The organism is Curtobacterium sp. MCBA15_016 (assembly GCF_001865105.1).
Lineage (GTDB): Bacteria > Actinomycetota > Actinomycetes > Actinomycetales > Microbacteriaceae > Curtobacterium.
The window spans coordinates 169,429-184,117 of the sequence record NZ_MJGR01000034.1; the positions used below are offsets into that span (position 1 = coordinate 169,429).

General features: G+C 70.7%; 17 protein-coding genes. 8 read left to right on the forward strand and 9 right to left on the reverse strand.

Features of this window, described 5'->3' with window-relative positions; genetic code table 11:
* Nucleotides 1-95 precede the first annotated feature (95 nt).
* Entirely contained in the window at nt 96-500 is a 405-nt protein-coding gene (locus tag BIV03_RS14610) for a GNAT family N-acetyltransferase (RefSeq protein ID WP_071296347.1), read from the forward strand.
* A gap of 121 nt (nt 501-621) precedes the next feature.
* Here the strand turns inward: BIV03_RS14610 and BIV03_RS14615 are convergent, their stop codons facing one another.
* On the reverse strand, nt 622-843 hold the full coding sequence (locus BIV03_RS14615; RefSeq protein ID WP_071296202.1) for a hypothetical protein: 222 nt from the start codon (nt 841-843) through the stop codon (nt 622-624).
* Nucleotides 844-1,320: 477 nt separating this feature from the next.
* Between BIV03_RS14615 and BIV03_RS14620 the strand changes: the two genes are divergently transcribed.
* A complete protein-coding gene (locus BIV03_RS14620) occupies nt 1,321-1,545 on the forward strand; it encodes a cold-shock protein (protein ID WP_071296203.1) in 225 nt (74 codons plus the stop codon).
* Between the two features lie 119 nt (nt 1,546-1,664).
* Complete coding sequence (locus tag BIV03_RS14625) at nt 1,665-2,747, forward strand: hypothetical protein (protein ID WP_139201998.1); 1,083 nt, start codon at nt 1,665-1,667, stop codon at nt 2,745-2,747.
* Between the two features lie 59 nt (nt 2,748-2,806).
* On the opposite strand, the gene BIV03_RS19795 is transcribed toward BIV03_RS14625, so the two are convergent.
* Nucleotides 2,807-3,235 (reverse strand): hypothetical protein, encoded by a 429-nt coding sequence (locus tag BIV03_RS19795; protein ID WP_071296205.1) that lies wholly within the window; start codon nt 3,233-3,235, stop codon nt 2,807-2,809.
* A 145-nt stretch (nt 3,236-3,380) separates the two neighbouring features.
* Between BIV03_RS19795 and BIV03_RS14635 the strand changes: the two genes are divergently transcribed.
* A complete protein-coding gene (locus BIV03_RS14635; RefSeq protein WP_217637397.1) occupies nt 3,381-4,292 on the forward strand; it encodes a phosphotransferase in 912 nt (303 codons plus the stop codon).
* An 8-nt stretch (nt 4,293-4,300) separates the two neighbouring features.
* Here BIV03_RS14635 and BIV03_RS14640 read toward each other — a convergent pair whose 3' ends face one another.
* From BIV03_RS14640 to BIV03_RS19800, 3 genes are all read right to left on the reverse strand, one after another.
* A complete protein-coding gene (locus BIV03_RS14640) occupies nt 4,301-4,846 on the reverse strand; it encodes a cysteine hydrolase family protein (protein ID WP_071296348.1) in 546 nt (181 codons plus the stop codon).
* A gap of 114 nt (nt 4,847-4,960) precedes the next feature.
* Nucleotides 4,961-5,539: a hypothetical protein gene (locus BIV03_RS14645; RefSeq protein ID WP_139202001.1), complete on the reverse strand. Its 579-nt coding sequence runs from the start codon at nt 5,537-5,539 to the stop codon at nt 4,961-4,963.
* A 904-nt stretch (nt 5,540-6,443) separates the two neighbouring features.
* Nucleotides 6,444-6,614 carry a hypothetical protein gene (locus BIV03_RS19800; protein ID WP_175475883.1) on the reverse strand — a complete coding sequence of 57 codons (171 nt, stop codon included), beginning with the start codon at nt 6,612-6,614 and terminating at the stop codon, nt 6,444-6,446.
* A 455-nt stretch (nt 6,615-7,069) separates the two neighbouring features.
* On the opposite strand from BIV03_RS19800, the gene BIV03_RS14655 reads away from it, so the two are divergent.
* The 3 genes from BIV03_RS14655 to BIV03_RS14665 are packed head-to-tail and all read left to right on the forward strand — an operon-like array spanning nt 7,070 to nt 8,921.
* Nucleotides 7,070-7,375, forward strand: coding sequence for a hypothetical protein (locus tag BIV03_RS14655; protein ID WP_071296209.1), 306 nt, complete (start codon nt 7,070-7,072; stop codon nt 7,373-7,375).
* Entirely contained in the window at nt 7,372-8,271 is a 900-nt protein-coding gene (locus tag BIV03_RS14660; RefSeq protein WP_071296210.1) for an NmrA family NAD(P)-binding protein, read from the forward strand. Before BIV03_RS14655 ends, BIV03_RS14660 begins: the two co-directional genes overlap by 4 nt.
* Before the next feature lie 41 nt (nt 8,272-8,312).
* The gene (locus tag BIV03_RS14665; protein ID WP_071296211.1) at nt 8,313-8,921 is read left to right on the forward strand and encodes a dihydrofolate reductase family protein; all 609 of its coding nucleotides are present in this window, start codon (nt 8,313-8,315) and stop codon (nt 8,919-8,921) included.
* Nucleotides 8,922-8,980: 59 nt separating this feature from the next.
* On the opposite strand, the gene BIV03_RS14670 is transcribed toward BIV03_RS14665, so the two are convergent.
* The 4 genes from BIV03_RS14670 to BIV03_RS14685 form a co-directional block, all read right to left on the reverse strand.
* Nucleotides 8,981-9,652, reverse strand: coding sequence for a response regulator transcription factor (locus BIV03_RS14670; RefSeq protein WP_071296212.1), 672 nt, complete (start codon nt 9,650-9,652; stop codon nt 8,981-8,983).
* The gene (locus BIV03_RS14675) at nt 9,649-11,055 is read right to left on the reverse strand and encodes a sensor histidine kinase (RefSeq protein ID WP_071296213.1); all 1,407 of its coding nucleotides are present in this window, start codon (nt 11,053-11,055) and stop codon (nt 9,649-9,651) included. Before BIV03_RS14675 ends, BIV03_RS14670 begins: the two co-directional genes overlap by 4 nt.
* Complete coding sequence (locus tag BIV03_RS14680) at nt 11,042-12,010, reverse strand: CPBP family intramembrane glutamic endopeptidase (protein WP_071296214.1); 969 nt, start codon at nt 12,008-12,010, stop codon at nt 11,042-11,044. The genes BIV03_RS14675 and BIV03_RS14680 overlap by 14 nt, the downstream gene beginning before the upstream one ends.
* Before the next feature lie 152 nt (nt 12,011-12,162).
* Nucleotides 12,163-12,948, reverse strand: a complete 786-nt coding sequence (locus BIV03_RS14685; RefSeq protein WP_071296215.1) for a glycoside hydrolase family 16 protein — start codon at nt 12,946-12,948, stop codon at nt 12,163-12,165.
* A 280-nt stretch (nt 12,949-13,228) separates the two neighbouring features.
* Between BIV03_RS14685 and BIV03_RS14690 the strand changes: the two genes are divergently transcribed.
* Entirely contained in the window at nt 13,229-14,674 is a 1,446-nt protein-coding gene (locus BIV03_RS14690) for an amidase (RefSeq protein WP_071296216.1), read from the forward strand.
* The last annotated feature ends 15 nt before the right edge of the window (nt 14,675-14,689 follow it).

The following is a 14,689-nucleotide window of genomic DNA, read 5'->3' on the forward strand; positions in this document are numbered from 1 at the left end:
CGATCCTCGCACGGCCGCTCCGAGAGTGGTCGGTCGAACGCCGGTCCGCGATGACGCCCCTGGTGCAGCCGACTCTCTCGTGGGAGCTTGGGACGATGCACCACCTGGACGTGACCCTGACCTGGCGTTCGATCATCGGCGACGAGGAGCTCGTGGACCTCACCGCGGCGCACGGGGGGACGCCCGAGCCCGGTTGGTGGGATCGGGTCCGCCCGCACTCGCTCGGCTGGGTCGCGGCCCGGGACACGCACGGGGCCCTGGTCGGATTCGTGAATGTCGCGTGGGACGGTGCCGACCACGCGTTCCTCATCGACACGAAGACACATCCGTCTCGTCAGCACCAGGGCCTCGGGACCGCGGTCGTCCGCTTCGCGGTGGACGCGGTCCGGGCTGCCGGCTGCGAGTGGTTGTTCGTCGACTACGGCGAGGACATGGTGCCGTTCTACGAGGGGGCCTGCGGGTTCTTCCCGACGCGCGCTGGACTCGTGCACCTGCGCTGATCTGGTGTCTCGGTCGTCTTGTGAAGTGCTCGTCGTGGGGCGTCATGGTCATCGCACTCGACAGCTGACTGCTCGGACGACCGACCTGGCTCGGTGGGAACTCCTCCGAAGAGGCGTTCCTTCAACCACGAAGGATGTGCACGAGCAGCGTCACTGCCACCACCACACCGCCGAGCACGAAACCGCACCCGATGAACCTCGACAACTCCGGGGTGAACTGACCTCCCCAGAACTCGCCTTGCACTGTCCGAGAGAACCGTGCGATCGGCTCGGGGAAGGTGAGCAGGACACTGCCCCAAGCAAGGCAGACCACGGCCGCCAGCCCGATCCAGAGAGCACCCACCAGGCCAACGCTACCCGCTGCGTCGTCGCGCAAGCGGATCGGTCGTCGAAAGGGCTGGAGTCAGCTGCTCGGCGCCCCGCTACCGCTCGTCCGCGTGGGCGAGCACAGAGCGCGCCGACGGTCACGACGACCGCTAGTTCGCACAGATGCCCGCCGACAGGACCCAGAACGACTGCTCGCTGAGTGGCTGTAGGCTCCACGCGAGCCCGTCCAAGGCGCATCTACCCGGTACGGGTGCGTCCTGCCCGCAGCACGGCGAGGGTGGCTGCCCGTTCGAGCCGGGCCGGGTCCGTAGGCCTCACTTCGCTGCGGGCGATGTCGGAGGTCACCAGCAGCGTGGTCGCCGACCCGCGCGCCAGCGGACGGGGCAGCGATTGGTCGCCGACAGGCGTGGACGGCCTCGACCGATGATCCCGCTGTGGTTGACCTTCGGTAGCCGTTCGGCAGCCGGACGCCTCCACGCGGTACGTTGCGGTCGTGCAGGTCGTCGAAGGCGTTTGTGTTCGGTGGAGTGACGACGACGGCTGGGGCGCCCTCCGTTCGGAAGCGCTCGAGTCTGACGTCTTCGTGCACTTCTCCGTCCTGGATGGTCCCGGCTTCCTCTCGCTGCGGACCGGCCAGGCCGTGCGGTTCGCGGTGGAGCCCTACCCTGCCGGACAGGACGGATACTTCTTCCGAGCGCACAGCGTCACGGGCATCTGATCACTGACCGATGGTCGAAGGGACGGCCGTGCGCGAACCGAGCGGCCCCCGTTCACGGTGCTGTGCGGACGGTCGAGCGCCGCTAGTGTTCGGGGACATCGACGTGAGGGAGGGCGCGCATGGCGAGTACGGATGTGGTGACGGGCACGATCGACCCACGGTGGGCGCGGGTCCGTCCACTGGTGTTCCGGACGATCATCGGTGCCGTCGTCGCTGCCGGCCTGGTCGGCATCGTCGCGGTGCTCCTCGGGGACTTCGGCCGGGTCGCCGTGCAACTCCTGCTGACCGTCGTCGTGGTCGTCGTGTTCGCGCTCCTGTCCTGGTACGACGCCGACGTGTCGTCGCGGCGGTCCGGGAGGTTTGCGTTCGCGAGCATCGTCGTCTCGCTGTACTTGCTCGTGACCGGCTTGGCCAAGGTCTGGATCGTGCCGGTCGACCCGCTCGGCGGGGACGGGATCTGGCTCGTCGGCGAACGGTTCATGCAGTGGATCGGCATCGTGTTCGTCGCACGCTTCGCGCTGCTGCACGTGCACCTGCTCCTCGTCATCCACCGGCGGTACCCGACCCCGCTGCTGCAGCTCGTCGCGAAGGCGACCGTCGGGGTGATCGCGCTCCTCGCCCTGCTGCTGTCGGTGCCCCTCCTCGCTCCCGACCTCGACCTCGCCAGCGGGTTCTGGCGACTGGTGTGGGTCGTGGTCATCCTCGACCTGCTCGGAACCGTCGTCGTGCCGCTGAGCAACGCGCTGTTCCGACCGCGTGACCACGACCGCGGGGGCCAGGGTGGGTCCTCCGAGCCGTCCGCAGCCGTGTGGCCACGACCGTCCTCGACGCCGGAAGGTGCGGCCTCCACCACGCCACCGGTGGTGGAGCCCACGGGGGTGTCGGGCTCGGAGAAGCACGCTGCAGCCGTTCCGCCCGTCGGCGAGTGGACGAGCGTGCCCGGACCTGCCGTCCCTCCAGCGGCATCCGGGCGGCTCGTCGACCACGAGGTGCCTCCGGCTGAGGCGGCCCGGTCGGCCCGAGCGGACGGCGCTTCGACGACCCATGAAACGGCGCTGACGGTCACGGGCAGCGACGGTCTGCTCTACGAACGTCGACCGGACGGCGCCCGCGCGCTCGCGTGGCCGCGCTACGTCGACGGGACGCCGGTGCCGGCGGCGCCGGACGGCTCCCCGGACTTCAGCGGCGTCGCTCGCCCCTGATCCGCCGGCTCCACACCAGGCGGCGAGAGGCTCTCGGTGGAGCGCGAGCAGCCGACGGGTCAGACCTCCCCGAGCACCTTGCGCCAGACGGCCGTCAGCGTGGCGTACTCGTCGTCCGAGACGAGGTCGCGTACCCCGCTCGCGAGCACCGCGGATCGGACTGCTTCCTCGGCGCCCGCACGATCCCGGAGGTGCGCCTCCGAGTGTCGCACCGCGCGTCCAGCCTCCTGCGCGGCCTCGATCTCCTTGACGCGTCCCGCTGCGCCAGCGGCCTCGAGCGCGTGCTGCCAAGCGGCCACGAGGTCGGCGTTCGTGACCATCCGCCCGTCAGCGCCTCCCTGGATCGCGAGGGAGGCACTCGGTTCCGGCAGCAGGATCGCCTCGTCGGCTTTCCACGCGATGTCGAGCGACTCTGCCTCGTCGGCGGTGATCTGCCCGGCTCGGTCGATCATTGCCTGCAGTCCGGCATCGCTGATGTCGTTCGTCACGGTGTCCTCTCCGACCGCCGCGCTCGCGTGGTCCGATCCATCTTGCTGGCCGTCCGCGTCTCGCGCTCAGCCGCCACCCAGAGGAGTGCGGGCGGACGACCGGTCGGCCCGCAGCTGCGGGCTCCATCCGCATCACAATGGGAGGGTGGACACCACCATGGTCGACGACGCCTGGCTCAACGCGGTGATGCGGAGCATCGGTGGAACGCCCACACGTCTCGAACCGCTCCCGGGCGGCACGGTCAACCACACGTTCCGCGTCGAACGCGCAGGAGGCAACCCCGTCGTTCTGCGGTACCCGGTCGATCCGCTCCGTGCCGATGAGTTCCCAGTCGAGGCCTGGGCGGCGGACGCTGCCGCCCGAACGGGCATCGCCACTGCGGAACCCCTCGCTCACGGAGTGGAGGGTGGGGTTCCGTTCTCGTTGTCGACCTACGTCGCCCCTGACGACCGCGCGGTCCTGCGGCCGTGGTCGTGGCTCGGCGCCTACGCCCGCACGGTCGCTAGGGTGCCCCTGCACGACGCCCCACTGTCCCTCTACTCCCGATTCGGGAAGGACCTCGACACCGCGTGGGCCGCGCACCTCGACTACAACCGCACTTCCCTCGGGCCGGATGATGTGCTCTTCGAAGACGGCGCCTACGAGCAACGAGCAGTCGTCGATCGCATGTTCGCCCACCTGGCCAGCGGGACCTACGAACACGGCCTGGCACACGGCGACCTCGCGCCCCGCAACCTCATCTCACGCGGCCCGGAGACACCGCCCGTCCTGATCGACTGGGGCGGCGCCGAGACCGGACCAACGCCTTGGACCGACGCTCGGCGGGTCTTCGAGTGGTGCTTCATCGACGAATCGGTCGATCGGCAGGACTACGACGACTTCGTGGAAGCCGCCGGTCTCGGCTCGGACCGGGCGCGGGATGAACTCGCGATGACGACCGCTCTGCACCTCGTCGACGTCACCCGCTGGGCGCTCGACAACCGTGCGGATCTGTACGCCGGGTACGTCCAGCGCTGCCGCGACGGCCTCGATGTGATCCAGGAGCTCATCCGGTAGCCGATCCGTCAGGGACCGGGCGCGAATTCCACTCGGTCGTGTCGCTCGGCGGCGTAGTGCCGGCCGGGGTACCTGAGCCCGCCGAAGTACATGTTCGTGTGGGCGATGATCTGCTCCCCACTGATGCGGACACCGTCGTGCTCTGCGTCCGTCGTCGTGTGTGCGTCGGACACGAGCGTCACGTCGAAGCCGCGCGCGGCCGCGGCCTGGGTCGTCGTCCGGATGCAGTAGTCGCTCTGCGCACCCGCGACGACGAGATGCCGCACGCCCAAGCGATCCAGGACCTCGTCGAGGTCCGTGTCCGAGAACGAGTCCCGGTACGCCTTCTTCACCAGTGGCTCGTTCGATCGCCGCTCCAGCGGCGCCGCCAGTTGCCAGTCTGCGGACCCCTCCGCGAAGTCGTCGTGATCCTGCACCCACACGACAGGCACATCGCTTGCTCGGGCACGATCAACGAGTCGGGCGGTCCGCGCGAGCACACCCTCCGCGTCGAAACAGTTCCTCATCACGCCCCGCTGCAGATCGATGACAAGAAGCGCATTCATGGTCGGCATGACCAGCATCCTGTCACCCATGTGCGATCCGGATGACTGGTCGGACAAGCGTCGGGCCCTGAGCAAGGTCTCGACATCTGATCGGCAACCGGTCGCCGCCACAGGCGCGTGGCTTCAGTACTCGAGCCGGGGCCACTCCTGCAATCGCGGGAAGCGCGGGCGCGGAGGCATCGACTCGTCGTCGTCCAAGATGCGGAGCTCGGTGATCACCGTGACCTGATCCACTCCGTACGAGCGGTAGGCGACTCCGTCACGTTCGTCGATGACAAGCGTCGTGCGTTGTGCGGGGTCGAGCTCGTGCTCGAACGTGAAGAGCAGCCAATGACCCCTGACGCGCTGGACGAGCACCGGGGCGTAGCTCGCGGGTGAGCCCCAGAGGAGGAGCAACTCAGGGGTGAGCAGGCGGACGGGAGAGGCAACCGTGCCGCTGCGAGCGAAGCTGACTTCCGAAGACCCGTCAACGGTGTGGAGGACGCCGTCCTGGTAGCGGTCGCGGTGCGCATACCCCTGCTGGTCGAACGTCCAGCTCTTGTTCCGCTCGTCGACGACGGTTTGAAACTGCGAGGGGCCTTTACGCCCGTCGCGTCGCGTGGTCACGCCTCGCGCCAGTCGACGTCCCGGGAGCCGGAGCGCAGCAACCTCAGCTCGGACGGTGGGGACGTCCGCCTCGGTCAGTACGGTATCGAGACGCACCCGACCAGTGTGGCCGATCCTCGTGGCTCTGACCACAGAGGGGCACGTAAGCCGATCCGCTACCGGCCACCTCCGGATAGCTTCACCAACACGACGACTCTTGGGCGATCAGGTCGACGCCTCCCGCTATGGACGTTGGTGCTCGTAGGGGTCGTTCTCCTGGGTGTCGCTGCGCTCCTGTTGTTCCGCGTCGACTCGATGATCGTGTTCCTGGCGATCTCTCCACTCACGATCAGTGGGCTGTACACGCTTGACTACGCTGGCGGCGAGTGGCGACAGCGAAGCGACGAACGGGACGTTCGATAGCCGATCGTTCAACGAGACGTCGGTGCCCCCGTTCCACGGGTCCATGACCGGTCCTCTCTGTCGGACCAGCGCTGCCGATGGCAAAGCGTTAGTTGCTCACAAGCTGTACAACGAGCGAGGTCGCCGCGAGAGCGAGGACGATCCCGAACACGACCCAGGTCCCCGGAGTGATGGGCTTCCGGGCTTTTCCCTCAACTCGATCACGAGCGGCATTGCCCCATCGAGTGGCGCGCACGACGATGAGCGCGAAACAAACCACCACCGCCAGGATCCCGAGAGCAACCGTCATCGGGCGACATTCGCGGTCGTTGCGACGCACGCGCGAGACAGTCGTGTTTGACGCTGAGTCATCGGAGACAATGCAAGCTTCGATCGGGGCACCGTTCCTACGCTACCGAGCAAGGCCGGGAGCAGTCGCGCACATCGCGCCCCGTTAGCCGATCCTCTCCCGCACGCGTGTTCGGTAGGCGGGGCGGGGCGTTCTGGTGATGAGTGTCACGCTGAGTTGCGCTACTCCGACCGGATTCGCATTCGAGGAACGCTGCGGTGTGGAGAAGCGAGAGCCCCAGCACCGATGGGTGTTGGGGCTCTCGTTGTCTCAACGGCGTGCTGACGTCTGCCGCTTGCGTCGAGCGATCAGGGCGTCCCCGGCGATGAGGGCGAGTGCCGAGGCGGCTCCGAGGATGGCGAGCAACCACCAACTGATGTCGGCGAGGAAACCGATCAAGCCGAGGATGATGATCGGGATCGGGATGAACTTCAGCAACATCGGTTGCACCTCAACTGCAGTTGTTCCGGGCGGTCTTCACGAAGGCCGTGCGTCGAAGTGCGTGTGTTCTCGTGTTCACGTTCGATTCCCTCATCGGTACGACGCGGCGCGCCGGTCGGAGCTTGACAGCTGCGCGAGATCCCGCGCATCCACCGAGAGGGGGAGCTGCTCCACCGGTCGGCCAGCCCGCGGTCCGCCTGGGCAGGTGGGCGTCTGACACTCGCCGTGACCAGCCACGGGCCTGCGAGCTCGGCTCGTCAGCCGATCGGCCACCGAGGCGGGCGACCGAGGGCTCGCTCGGGCCAGCCGTACCGCACGAGTCGGCGTCGCATCGCGGACCAGAACCTCCCCGAACCATCCGGTGACCAGTCGAACGCGACGGCGACGAGCGGGCGCGCAGCGACGAGATCCGACCCTTCCGGACGGCGACAGCGACGAGGGAGAACACTGGCCCCATGACGACCAAGATCACCCTCATCATCGACAACCCGGCCGACCCCGCGGCATTCGAGCAGGCGTACCCCGCACTCGAGGAAGCAGCCGGCGCCCTGCCGCAGCTCCGCCGCCTCGAGGCCGGCAAGGTCTGGCCGAAGGAGGACGGCACGCCCACCCCGGCGCACCGGACGCTCGACCTGTACTTCGACTCCTACGACGACGCCTCGGCAGCCGTCGCCGGCGAGGAAGCGGGCACGTTCTTCGGCCAGCTCGGCGCCACCGGAGCGACCTTCACCGGGCTCTTCTCCGACGTCGAGAAGGCGTGACCACCACCGTCCTCGTCGCCGGCGCGACCGGTGACCTCGGCGGACGCATCGTCCGGGCACTCCGCAGGCACGACACCCACGTCCGCGTCCTGACCCGCCCCGGGTCCACGGCGACGGCACCGACCGAGGACGACGACCACGTCGAGGTGGTCCGTGCCGACTACGACGACCACGCAGCGCTGACCTCGGCGCTCGCCGGGGCCGAGGTCGTGGTGTCCGCGGTGAGCGGCACGCGCTCGGTCATCGTCGACGCGCAGCGCGCCCTGCTCCGGGCAGCGGTGGACGCCGGCGTCGAACGGTTCATCCCGTCCGACTACGCCGCCGACTACCGGTCCATCACCCCGGGGACGAACCGGAACTTCGAGCTGCGCCGCGAGTTCGCCGCCGACCTCGACGCCGCACGCATCCGGGCCACGTCGGTGCTGAACGGCGCGTTCACCGACATGCTCACCGGGCAGGCGCCGCTCATCCTGTTCGACCGACAGCGGGTGCTCTACTGGTCCTCGGCCGACCAGGTGCTCGACTTCACCACGAAGGACGACGTCGCCCGCACCACCGCCCTCGTCGCGCTCGACCCGGGTGCACCGCGCTTCGTCGAGGTCGCGGGGGACCGGGTGACCTCGCGGAGCATCGCCGACACGATGTCCCGGCTCACCGGCACCCCCTTCCGACTGCAGTGGGCGGGGACCGCGTCGACGCTCTCGGCGATGGCCCGGGTGGGACGACGCCTGTCGAAGGCCGGCGACGACCAGCCGTTCCCGGCGTGGCAGGGCATGCAGTACTTCGTCAGCATGTTCAGCGGTGAGGCCACGCTGCGCCACGTCGACGACGAGCGGTACGGTGCAGAGGGGTGGACGACGGTGCGGGACGTGCTCGCAGAACACGTCCGAGCCTGAACCCACAACCGAGCCGGAGCCCTCGAACGGAAGCGCACCTGATGACCGACACCACCTGCCACATGTCGATCTCCCTCGACGGCTTCGTCGCCGGGCCCGACCAGCGCCTCGACCAACCCCTCGGACGCCGGGGCGGGGAACTCCACACCTGGCACATGCCCGGCGCCGACGTCGGCGAGGCGGACCGCACGGCAGCGGGCTGGCTCATGCGACCCCGCGGCGCGTACCTGATGGGTCAGAACATGTTCGGGCCGCCCAGCACCGAGCGGCCCGACCACTGGACGGGCTGGTGGGGCGACGAACCGCCGTACCACGCACCCGTCTTCGTGCTCTCGCACACGGCGCACGACCCGATCGAACTCGACGGCGGCACGACCTTCCACTTCGTCACCGACGGCTTCGACGCCGCCTACGCCCGCGCGATCGAGGCGGCCGGAGACGCCGGGGTCGACATCGCCGGCGGCGCCTCGACGGTCCGCCAGGCGCTCGCCGCCGGGGTCGTCGACGAACTCACGCTCGACGTCGCGCCGGTGCTGCTCGGCTCCGGGGAGCGGATCTTCGAGGACGGCGCCGAGTCGTTCGACTTCGAGCCCGTCGAGGTCCTGCACTCGCCGCTGACGACCCACATCCGGTACCGCCGCCGCGCCTGACCATCGGCGCAGAACACGGCCACGAGCACGAACAGACGTACGAGCACGCGCCGAGACCGTCAGGACCCGTCCGGCACCGTCACGATCCGGTTCTGGTACGCCCACACCACGGCCTGCAGCCGCGACCGCACCCCGAGCTTCGGCAGCATCCGGGCGAGGTGCGACTTCACCGTGGAGACCTCGACGACGAGCGCGGCGGCGATCTCCTCGTTCGACATCCCCTGGGCGAGCAGCAGGAGCACGTCCCGCTCGCGACCCGTGAGGACCTCGTCCGCCCGGTCGCCCGACACCGGCTGCAGGCTCCGCCGCGCGACGAACTCGCGCAGCACACGACGGGTGAGCGCCTGGTCGATGGTGCCGTTCCCGGCGGCGACCTGCCGCACGGCCCCGACGATCGCGTCGGGCTCGGCGTCCTTCAGGAGGAAGCCCGACGCACCCGCCTCGAGCGCACCGAACACGAGGTCGTCGAGGTCGAACGTGGTGAGCACGAGCACCGGGACCGCGGGGTCGGCCCCGGGCGCGCAGAGTTCGCGCGTGACCTCGATGCCGTTCCGCACCGGCATCCGGATGTCGAGGCACGCGACGTCGGGCCGGGTGCTCCGGGCGAGTGCGAGGGCTTCGCCGCCGTCGGCGGCGACCCCGACGACCTCGATGTCCGGTTCGGCGGACAGCAGGGCGGAGACACCGGCGCGGACCAGCGGCTGGTCGTCCGCCACCAGCACGCGGATCACCCGGCCACCTCCGGCGCGTGGGCCGACGTGTCGGCGTCGGGTCGCGCCTCCCGAGCCGTCACCAGCTCGACCGTCCAGCCACCGTCACCGGTGGGTCCGACCTGGAGGCGCGCCCCGACCAGTTCTGCCCGCTCGCGCATGCCGCGTAGTCCGTTCCCACCCGACGGCGAGCTGCCGACGGATGGTGCGGTGGGCACCCCGTTCTCGACGCGGACCGTCAGGTGGTCGGGATCGCGGTCGTCGACGGTCACCCGGCACGGTGCGCCGGCGGCGTGGAGCGCGACGTTGGCGAGGGCCTCCTGCACGGTGCGGTAGGCGACGAGCTGGGTGAGCGGACCGATGCCGTCCGCCAGCGGGTGGTCGCCCGGCTGCACGGTGAGCTCGACCGCGCTGCGCGTGCGGGCGGCCTCGACGAGGTCGACGATGCCGGCGACGGTCTCGACCACGGTCTCGGCGGGGGTGTCGTCGCGGAGGAGTCCGACGAGGCGGCGGAGGTCCTCGAGGACGGCCGTGCTCTGCTCGCGAACCTGCCGGACACCCTCGTGCGCGCCGTCCGGGTCGGTGTCGATCTGCCGGTCGACGACGGCCGACATCAGGGCGATCCCGGACAGGTGGTGGGCCGCGATGTCGTGCAGCTCGCGGGCCATCGCGGCGCGTTCGCGGGAGACGGCCGCCTCGACGCGGGCGTCCTGCTCCCGGGCGAGGGCCGCCGCTTCGGCCGTCCGGGCGTCGGCTGCCGCGGTGCGGGCGTCGGCTGCTGCGGTGCGGGCGTCCGACTCGGCCCGGCGTGCGGCCCGGAGCTCGCGGCGGGATCGGACGATGAGCGTCACCACGAGGGGGAGTCCGACTGCACCGACGGCCTGCAGCACGCCCTGCCCGGCCGACGCGCCGAGCCCGGACACGACGCCGCTCCGCATCGCGCCGGAGCCGTGGGCCCACGTGGTCCCCGTGCCGACCGCCACGAGGACCGCCGATCCCGCGACGGCCGGCCAGAGGCGGGGGAGCGGGACCCGGAGCGTGGCGAGCACGACGGCCACGACGACGGGCAGCGCGGTGAGGCCGAACGCGGCGCTCGTCGACACGAGGGCCAGGAGGATCGGCAGCGCACCGACGGCGAGGAGCACGGAGCGGGGTGCCCGGCGGGCGCCGAGCAGCAGGGCCGACTGGGCGACCAGGGTGATCGCGAGGAGGGTCCACGCGGTCCCGCCGACATCGGGGAACCCGGGGCCTGCTCCCATCGTGTCCGTGGTGTCCGGGTCCATGGCGTCGAGTGGCGGCAGGCCGAGCAGGAGTCCGAGCGTGACCACGGCGGTGCCGGCGGCGACGAGCAGGTCGGTCCAACGTCCGTGCGGAGTGGGCACGCCGCGTTCGTCGCGTCGGTCGGGCGCGTCAGCGGGTGCCATCGTTCGATCCTACGAGTCGGGGCGTGCCGCCGGTGCGGCCGCTGCCGCCGCGTCCGCCGCCGGGGTAGCCGAGCCGCCCCCGTGTCACCACGAGCAGGACGAGGGCCGCGACGGTCGACACGATCGCGAGGCCGTGCATCATCGTGCCGGCGGTCATCCCCGGGTGCATGTCGGCCCACAGCGTCGAGATGGTGTTGTTCACGCCGACGTGCAGGAGGAGGGCGACGGGCAGGCTCTCGCCGGTGCGGTTGAACACCCACGTCATCACGACGTTGAAGGTGATGGTGAACACGGCGAACACGACCGGCTCCGTCCAGTGCGCGTCCGGCCACCCGCCCCAGTCGCTGAGGTAGAGCGGCATGTGCCAGAGCGCCCACAGCGGACCGAGGACGGCGGCTGCGCCCAGCGGGCCGAACCGCTCCTGCAGTCGCGGCAGGGCGAAGTCGCGCCAGCCGGGCTCCTCGGACAGCCCGGTGGAGAAGAGCTGCACCACGAGGCCGGGAACGAGGGCGAGCAGCGCGAGCGCACTCGGCGCCTGCACCTGGCCGCCGGCGAAGGGCAGCCCGGTGGCGACGATGATCGCGGGCACGCCGACGAGGGCGAGGGCGTACCAGTACCAGGCGACCCGCCAGCGCCAGAGCCGACCGACCCAGCGGCGGAGTCCGGGGCGGCCGTCGGCGATCGCCGTCACGAGGAAGGCACCGCCGAGGGGGCCGAGCAAGGCTCCCGGCAGGACGCCGGTGAACTGCGCCGTGCCGAGGAACTCGGGGAAGTGGAGGTCCCAGACGCCGAGGCCGTGCGGCGACAGGATGTAGGGGATCCACGCCAGCCAGCTGAGGCCGAGGGCGAGGGTGGCGAAGGAGGCCAGCGGGTGCCGCGTGATGACCCCGCGGACCCCGGTCCGACGGGCGGTGCCGGTGCCGGCGGTGTGCCGGTCTTCGGTGGTGATCGTCATGGCATCGACGCTACGAACGGGGCGTCCGACGGACGACCGGCGAAGGGACGCACTCCGCGGGGTTCCTCCGAAGGATGCAAGGACGTGGACGCGAGGACCACGGACTGGAGGCGCGGTACCAGCTGGCACCGCGCCTCCAGTCCTTCACTCGGTCAGTCCCAGATCGAGACCCAGTCGATGTCGACGTGTCCGCTCGCGGACGCCGGCACGGAGCCGCCGATGGCGGTCTCCGCCTGCAGCGTGACCCGCATCGGGTCCGTCGGGACCGCCTTGCGGGTGACCGACACGAGCGAGTTGTTCCAGTAGAACCGGACCACGCCGTGGTCCCACTCGGTGGTCGCCACGTGGTAGCCGCTGCTCTGGGCCGACTTGGTCGGCTTCTGCACGCTGCCGTCGAACGACATCATCCCGTCCCGCATCGATCCCGGGATCGCCGACGCGGGCCGAGCCGTGCTGCCGAGGTCACCCTCGGGCCAGTCGACCTCGCCCTTGTTCCAGTCGTCGTCCGTCGGCCACAGCATCCCGACGAACTTGTAGCCCGGGGTGTCCGTCGTCTTGTAGCGGATGGACACCCGACCCGTGGTGTGTGCGCGGTAGTTGTCCGGCAGCACCGTGGCGACGAGTGGCTGCCCGTTCTCCGAGTGCACCCAGAAGTCGAGCTTGCCGTCCTTGACGCTCAGCACCTTGTCCGGTGCGTAGAGCCCGCGACCACTCGTGTCGCGGTAGCCGTCGTAGGCCCCGAGGCCCGGGTACTTGCTGAGGACGCTGCCGCGCGGTGCAGCGGTGGAGAAGTCCTCGGCGTACGTCTGCTTCCACGTCCGACCGTTCGACACCACCGTGCCCGTGGGCATCTTGGTCAGCGAGGTGGTCGCCGCTTCGGACGCGCTCGGTTGCTGCGCGAGTCCGATCACGACGGCACCGGCCGCGACGAGTGCCATCCCTGCGGTGACTCGCCTCCTGGTGCTGGTCCTGGTCGTGTGGTTCGTTTCCCTGTTGTCCATGTCCTTCTTCCGGGTGTCCCTGATCACCGTCTGCTCGCGTCCTCCTGCGGGTCGTGAGCGACGCGGAACCGTACCCCGTGCTCACTGCCCGCGCGCCGAGGAGTCCCCAGGGAAATCGGATGAGCAATGCTCTGGGACAGCCGCGGATCCGCCCCCCGAACGGGGGACGCGTCACTGAGTGGATGTTCAGGATTCCGGTCGCACCTAGGCTGAGGCGGTGTTCGAACTCCACCACCTCGCCGCGCAGGAACTCTGGGACTGGATCCGACGCGGTGAGGCGACCGCGCTCGAGGTGACCGACCACTACCTGGCGAGGATCGCCCGGCTCGATCCCGGTCTCGGCGCCTTCGTGACGGTGACCGCGGACGCCGCACGCGACCGAGCCGAGCACCTCGGCCACCGGGTGCCGACGTCGAGGCCGCTGTGGGGCCTCCCGTCCGCCGACAAGGACCTGTACGACCGCGCCGGCGTCGCCACGCGGAACGGAACCACGAGTCTGCCCGACCGCCCCGCGGCAGCCGACCACCCGCTCGTCGCGGCGCTCGACGCCGCCGGTGCGGTGAGCCTCGGGAAGACGGCGTCGCCCGAGTTCGGGATGTCCTCGTCGTCGGAGACCCGGTTCGGCGTGACCCGGAACCCGTACGACACGAGCCGGGCGCCCGGGGGATCGTCGAGCGGTGCGGCGGTCGCGGTCGCGGCCGGACTCCTCCCGGCCGCGGTGGGGTCGGACGGTGGGGGCTCCGTGCGGATCCCGGCGGCGGCGACCGGGTTGGTGGGGCTGAAACCGAGCCGTGGTCGTGTGCCGTCGATGCCCGGGCGCTCGGGCGTCGGCGGGCTGTCGGTCGCGGGGCCGATCACGCGGAACGTCGCGGACGCGGGCATGCTGCTCGACGCGCTCGTGGCGCCGACCGGGCTCCCGGAACCGCACCCGTACGCGCTGGTCACGCCCGACGTCGGCGAGGGGCCGTTCACCGCCGCGGCCGTCCGCGGCGAGGGGCGCTTCGTCGTCGGACTGCTCGAGGGCTCCCCGTGGGACGACACCGTCGACGTGGTGGTCGACCCCGCGGCACGCGCCGCCGTCGAGACCGCCGTCCGGGTACTCGGCGAGGTCGGGCACGGCGTCGAGGACGTCCGGATGCCCCGGGCGCCGTACGCCGACGCGTTCCGGGTGGCGTGGGAGTCGAGCGCCGCCCGGCTGCCGATGGTCCCCGGGATCGACCTGTCCGGGTTGACGCCCCTGGTGTCGTGGCTCGTCGACCGCGGCCGCGCGCTGACCGGCACGCAGGTGCTCGACGCGATGACGGCGCTCGACACCTTCTCAGCGGCGCTCATCGGTGCGTTCGACCGGTTCGACGCCGTCCTCACGCCGACCCTCGCGCTCACGCCGCGGCCGCTCGGCTGGTACGGGTCCGACCCGGAGGAGGACTTCCGCCGCCAGTGCGCCTACTCGCCGTGGACGTCGATGGCGAACGTGGCCGGGCTGCCGGCGATCACACTGCCGGTCGGTGTGACGGACGAGGAGCACCCGGACGGCGCGGGACTGCCGATGGGCGTGCAGCTCATCGGGCGTCCCGGTGGTGAACGGGTGCTCCTCGCGATCGGTGCGCAGCTCGAGCGGCGGCTCCGGTGGCAGCGGCGGCACCCGGCGGCCTGGACCGCCTGACCGGGCGCTCGGTTT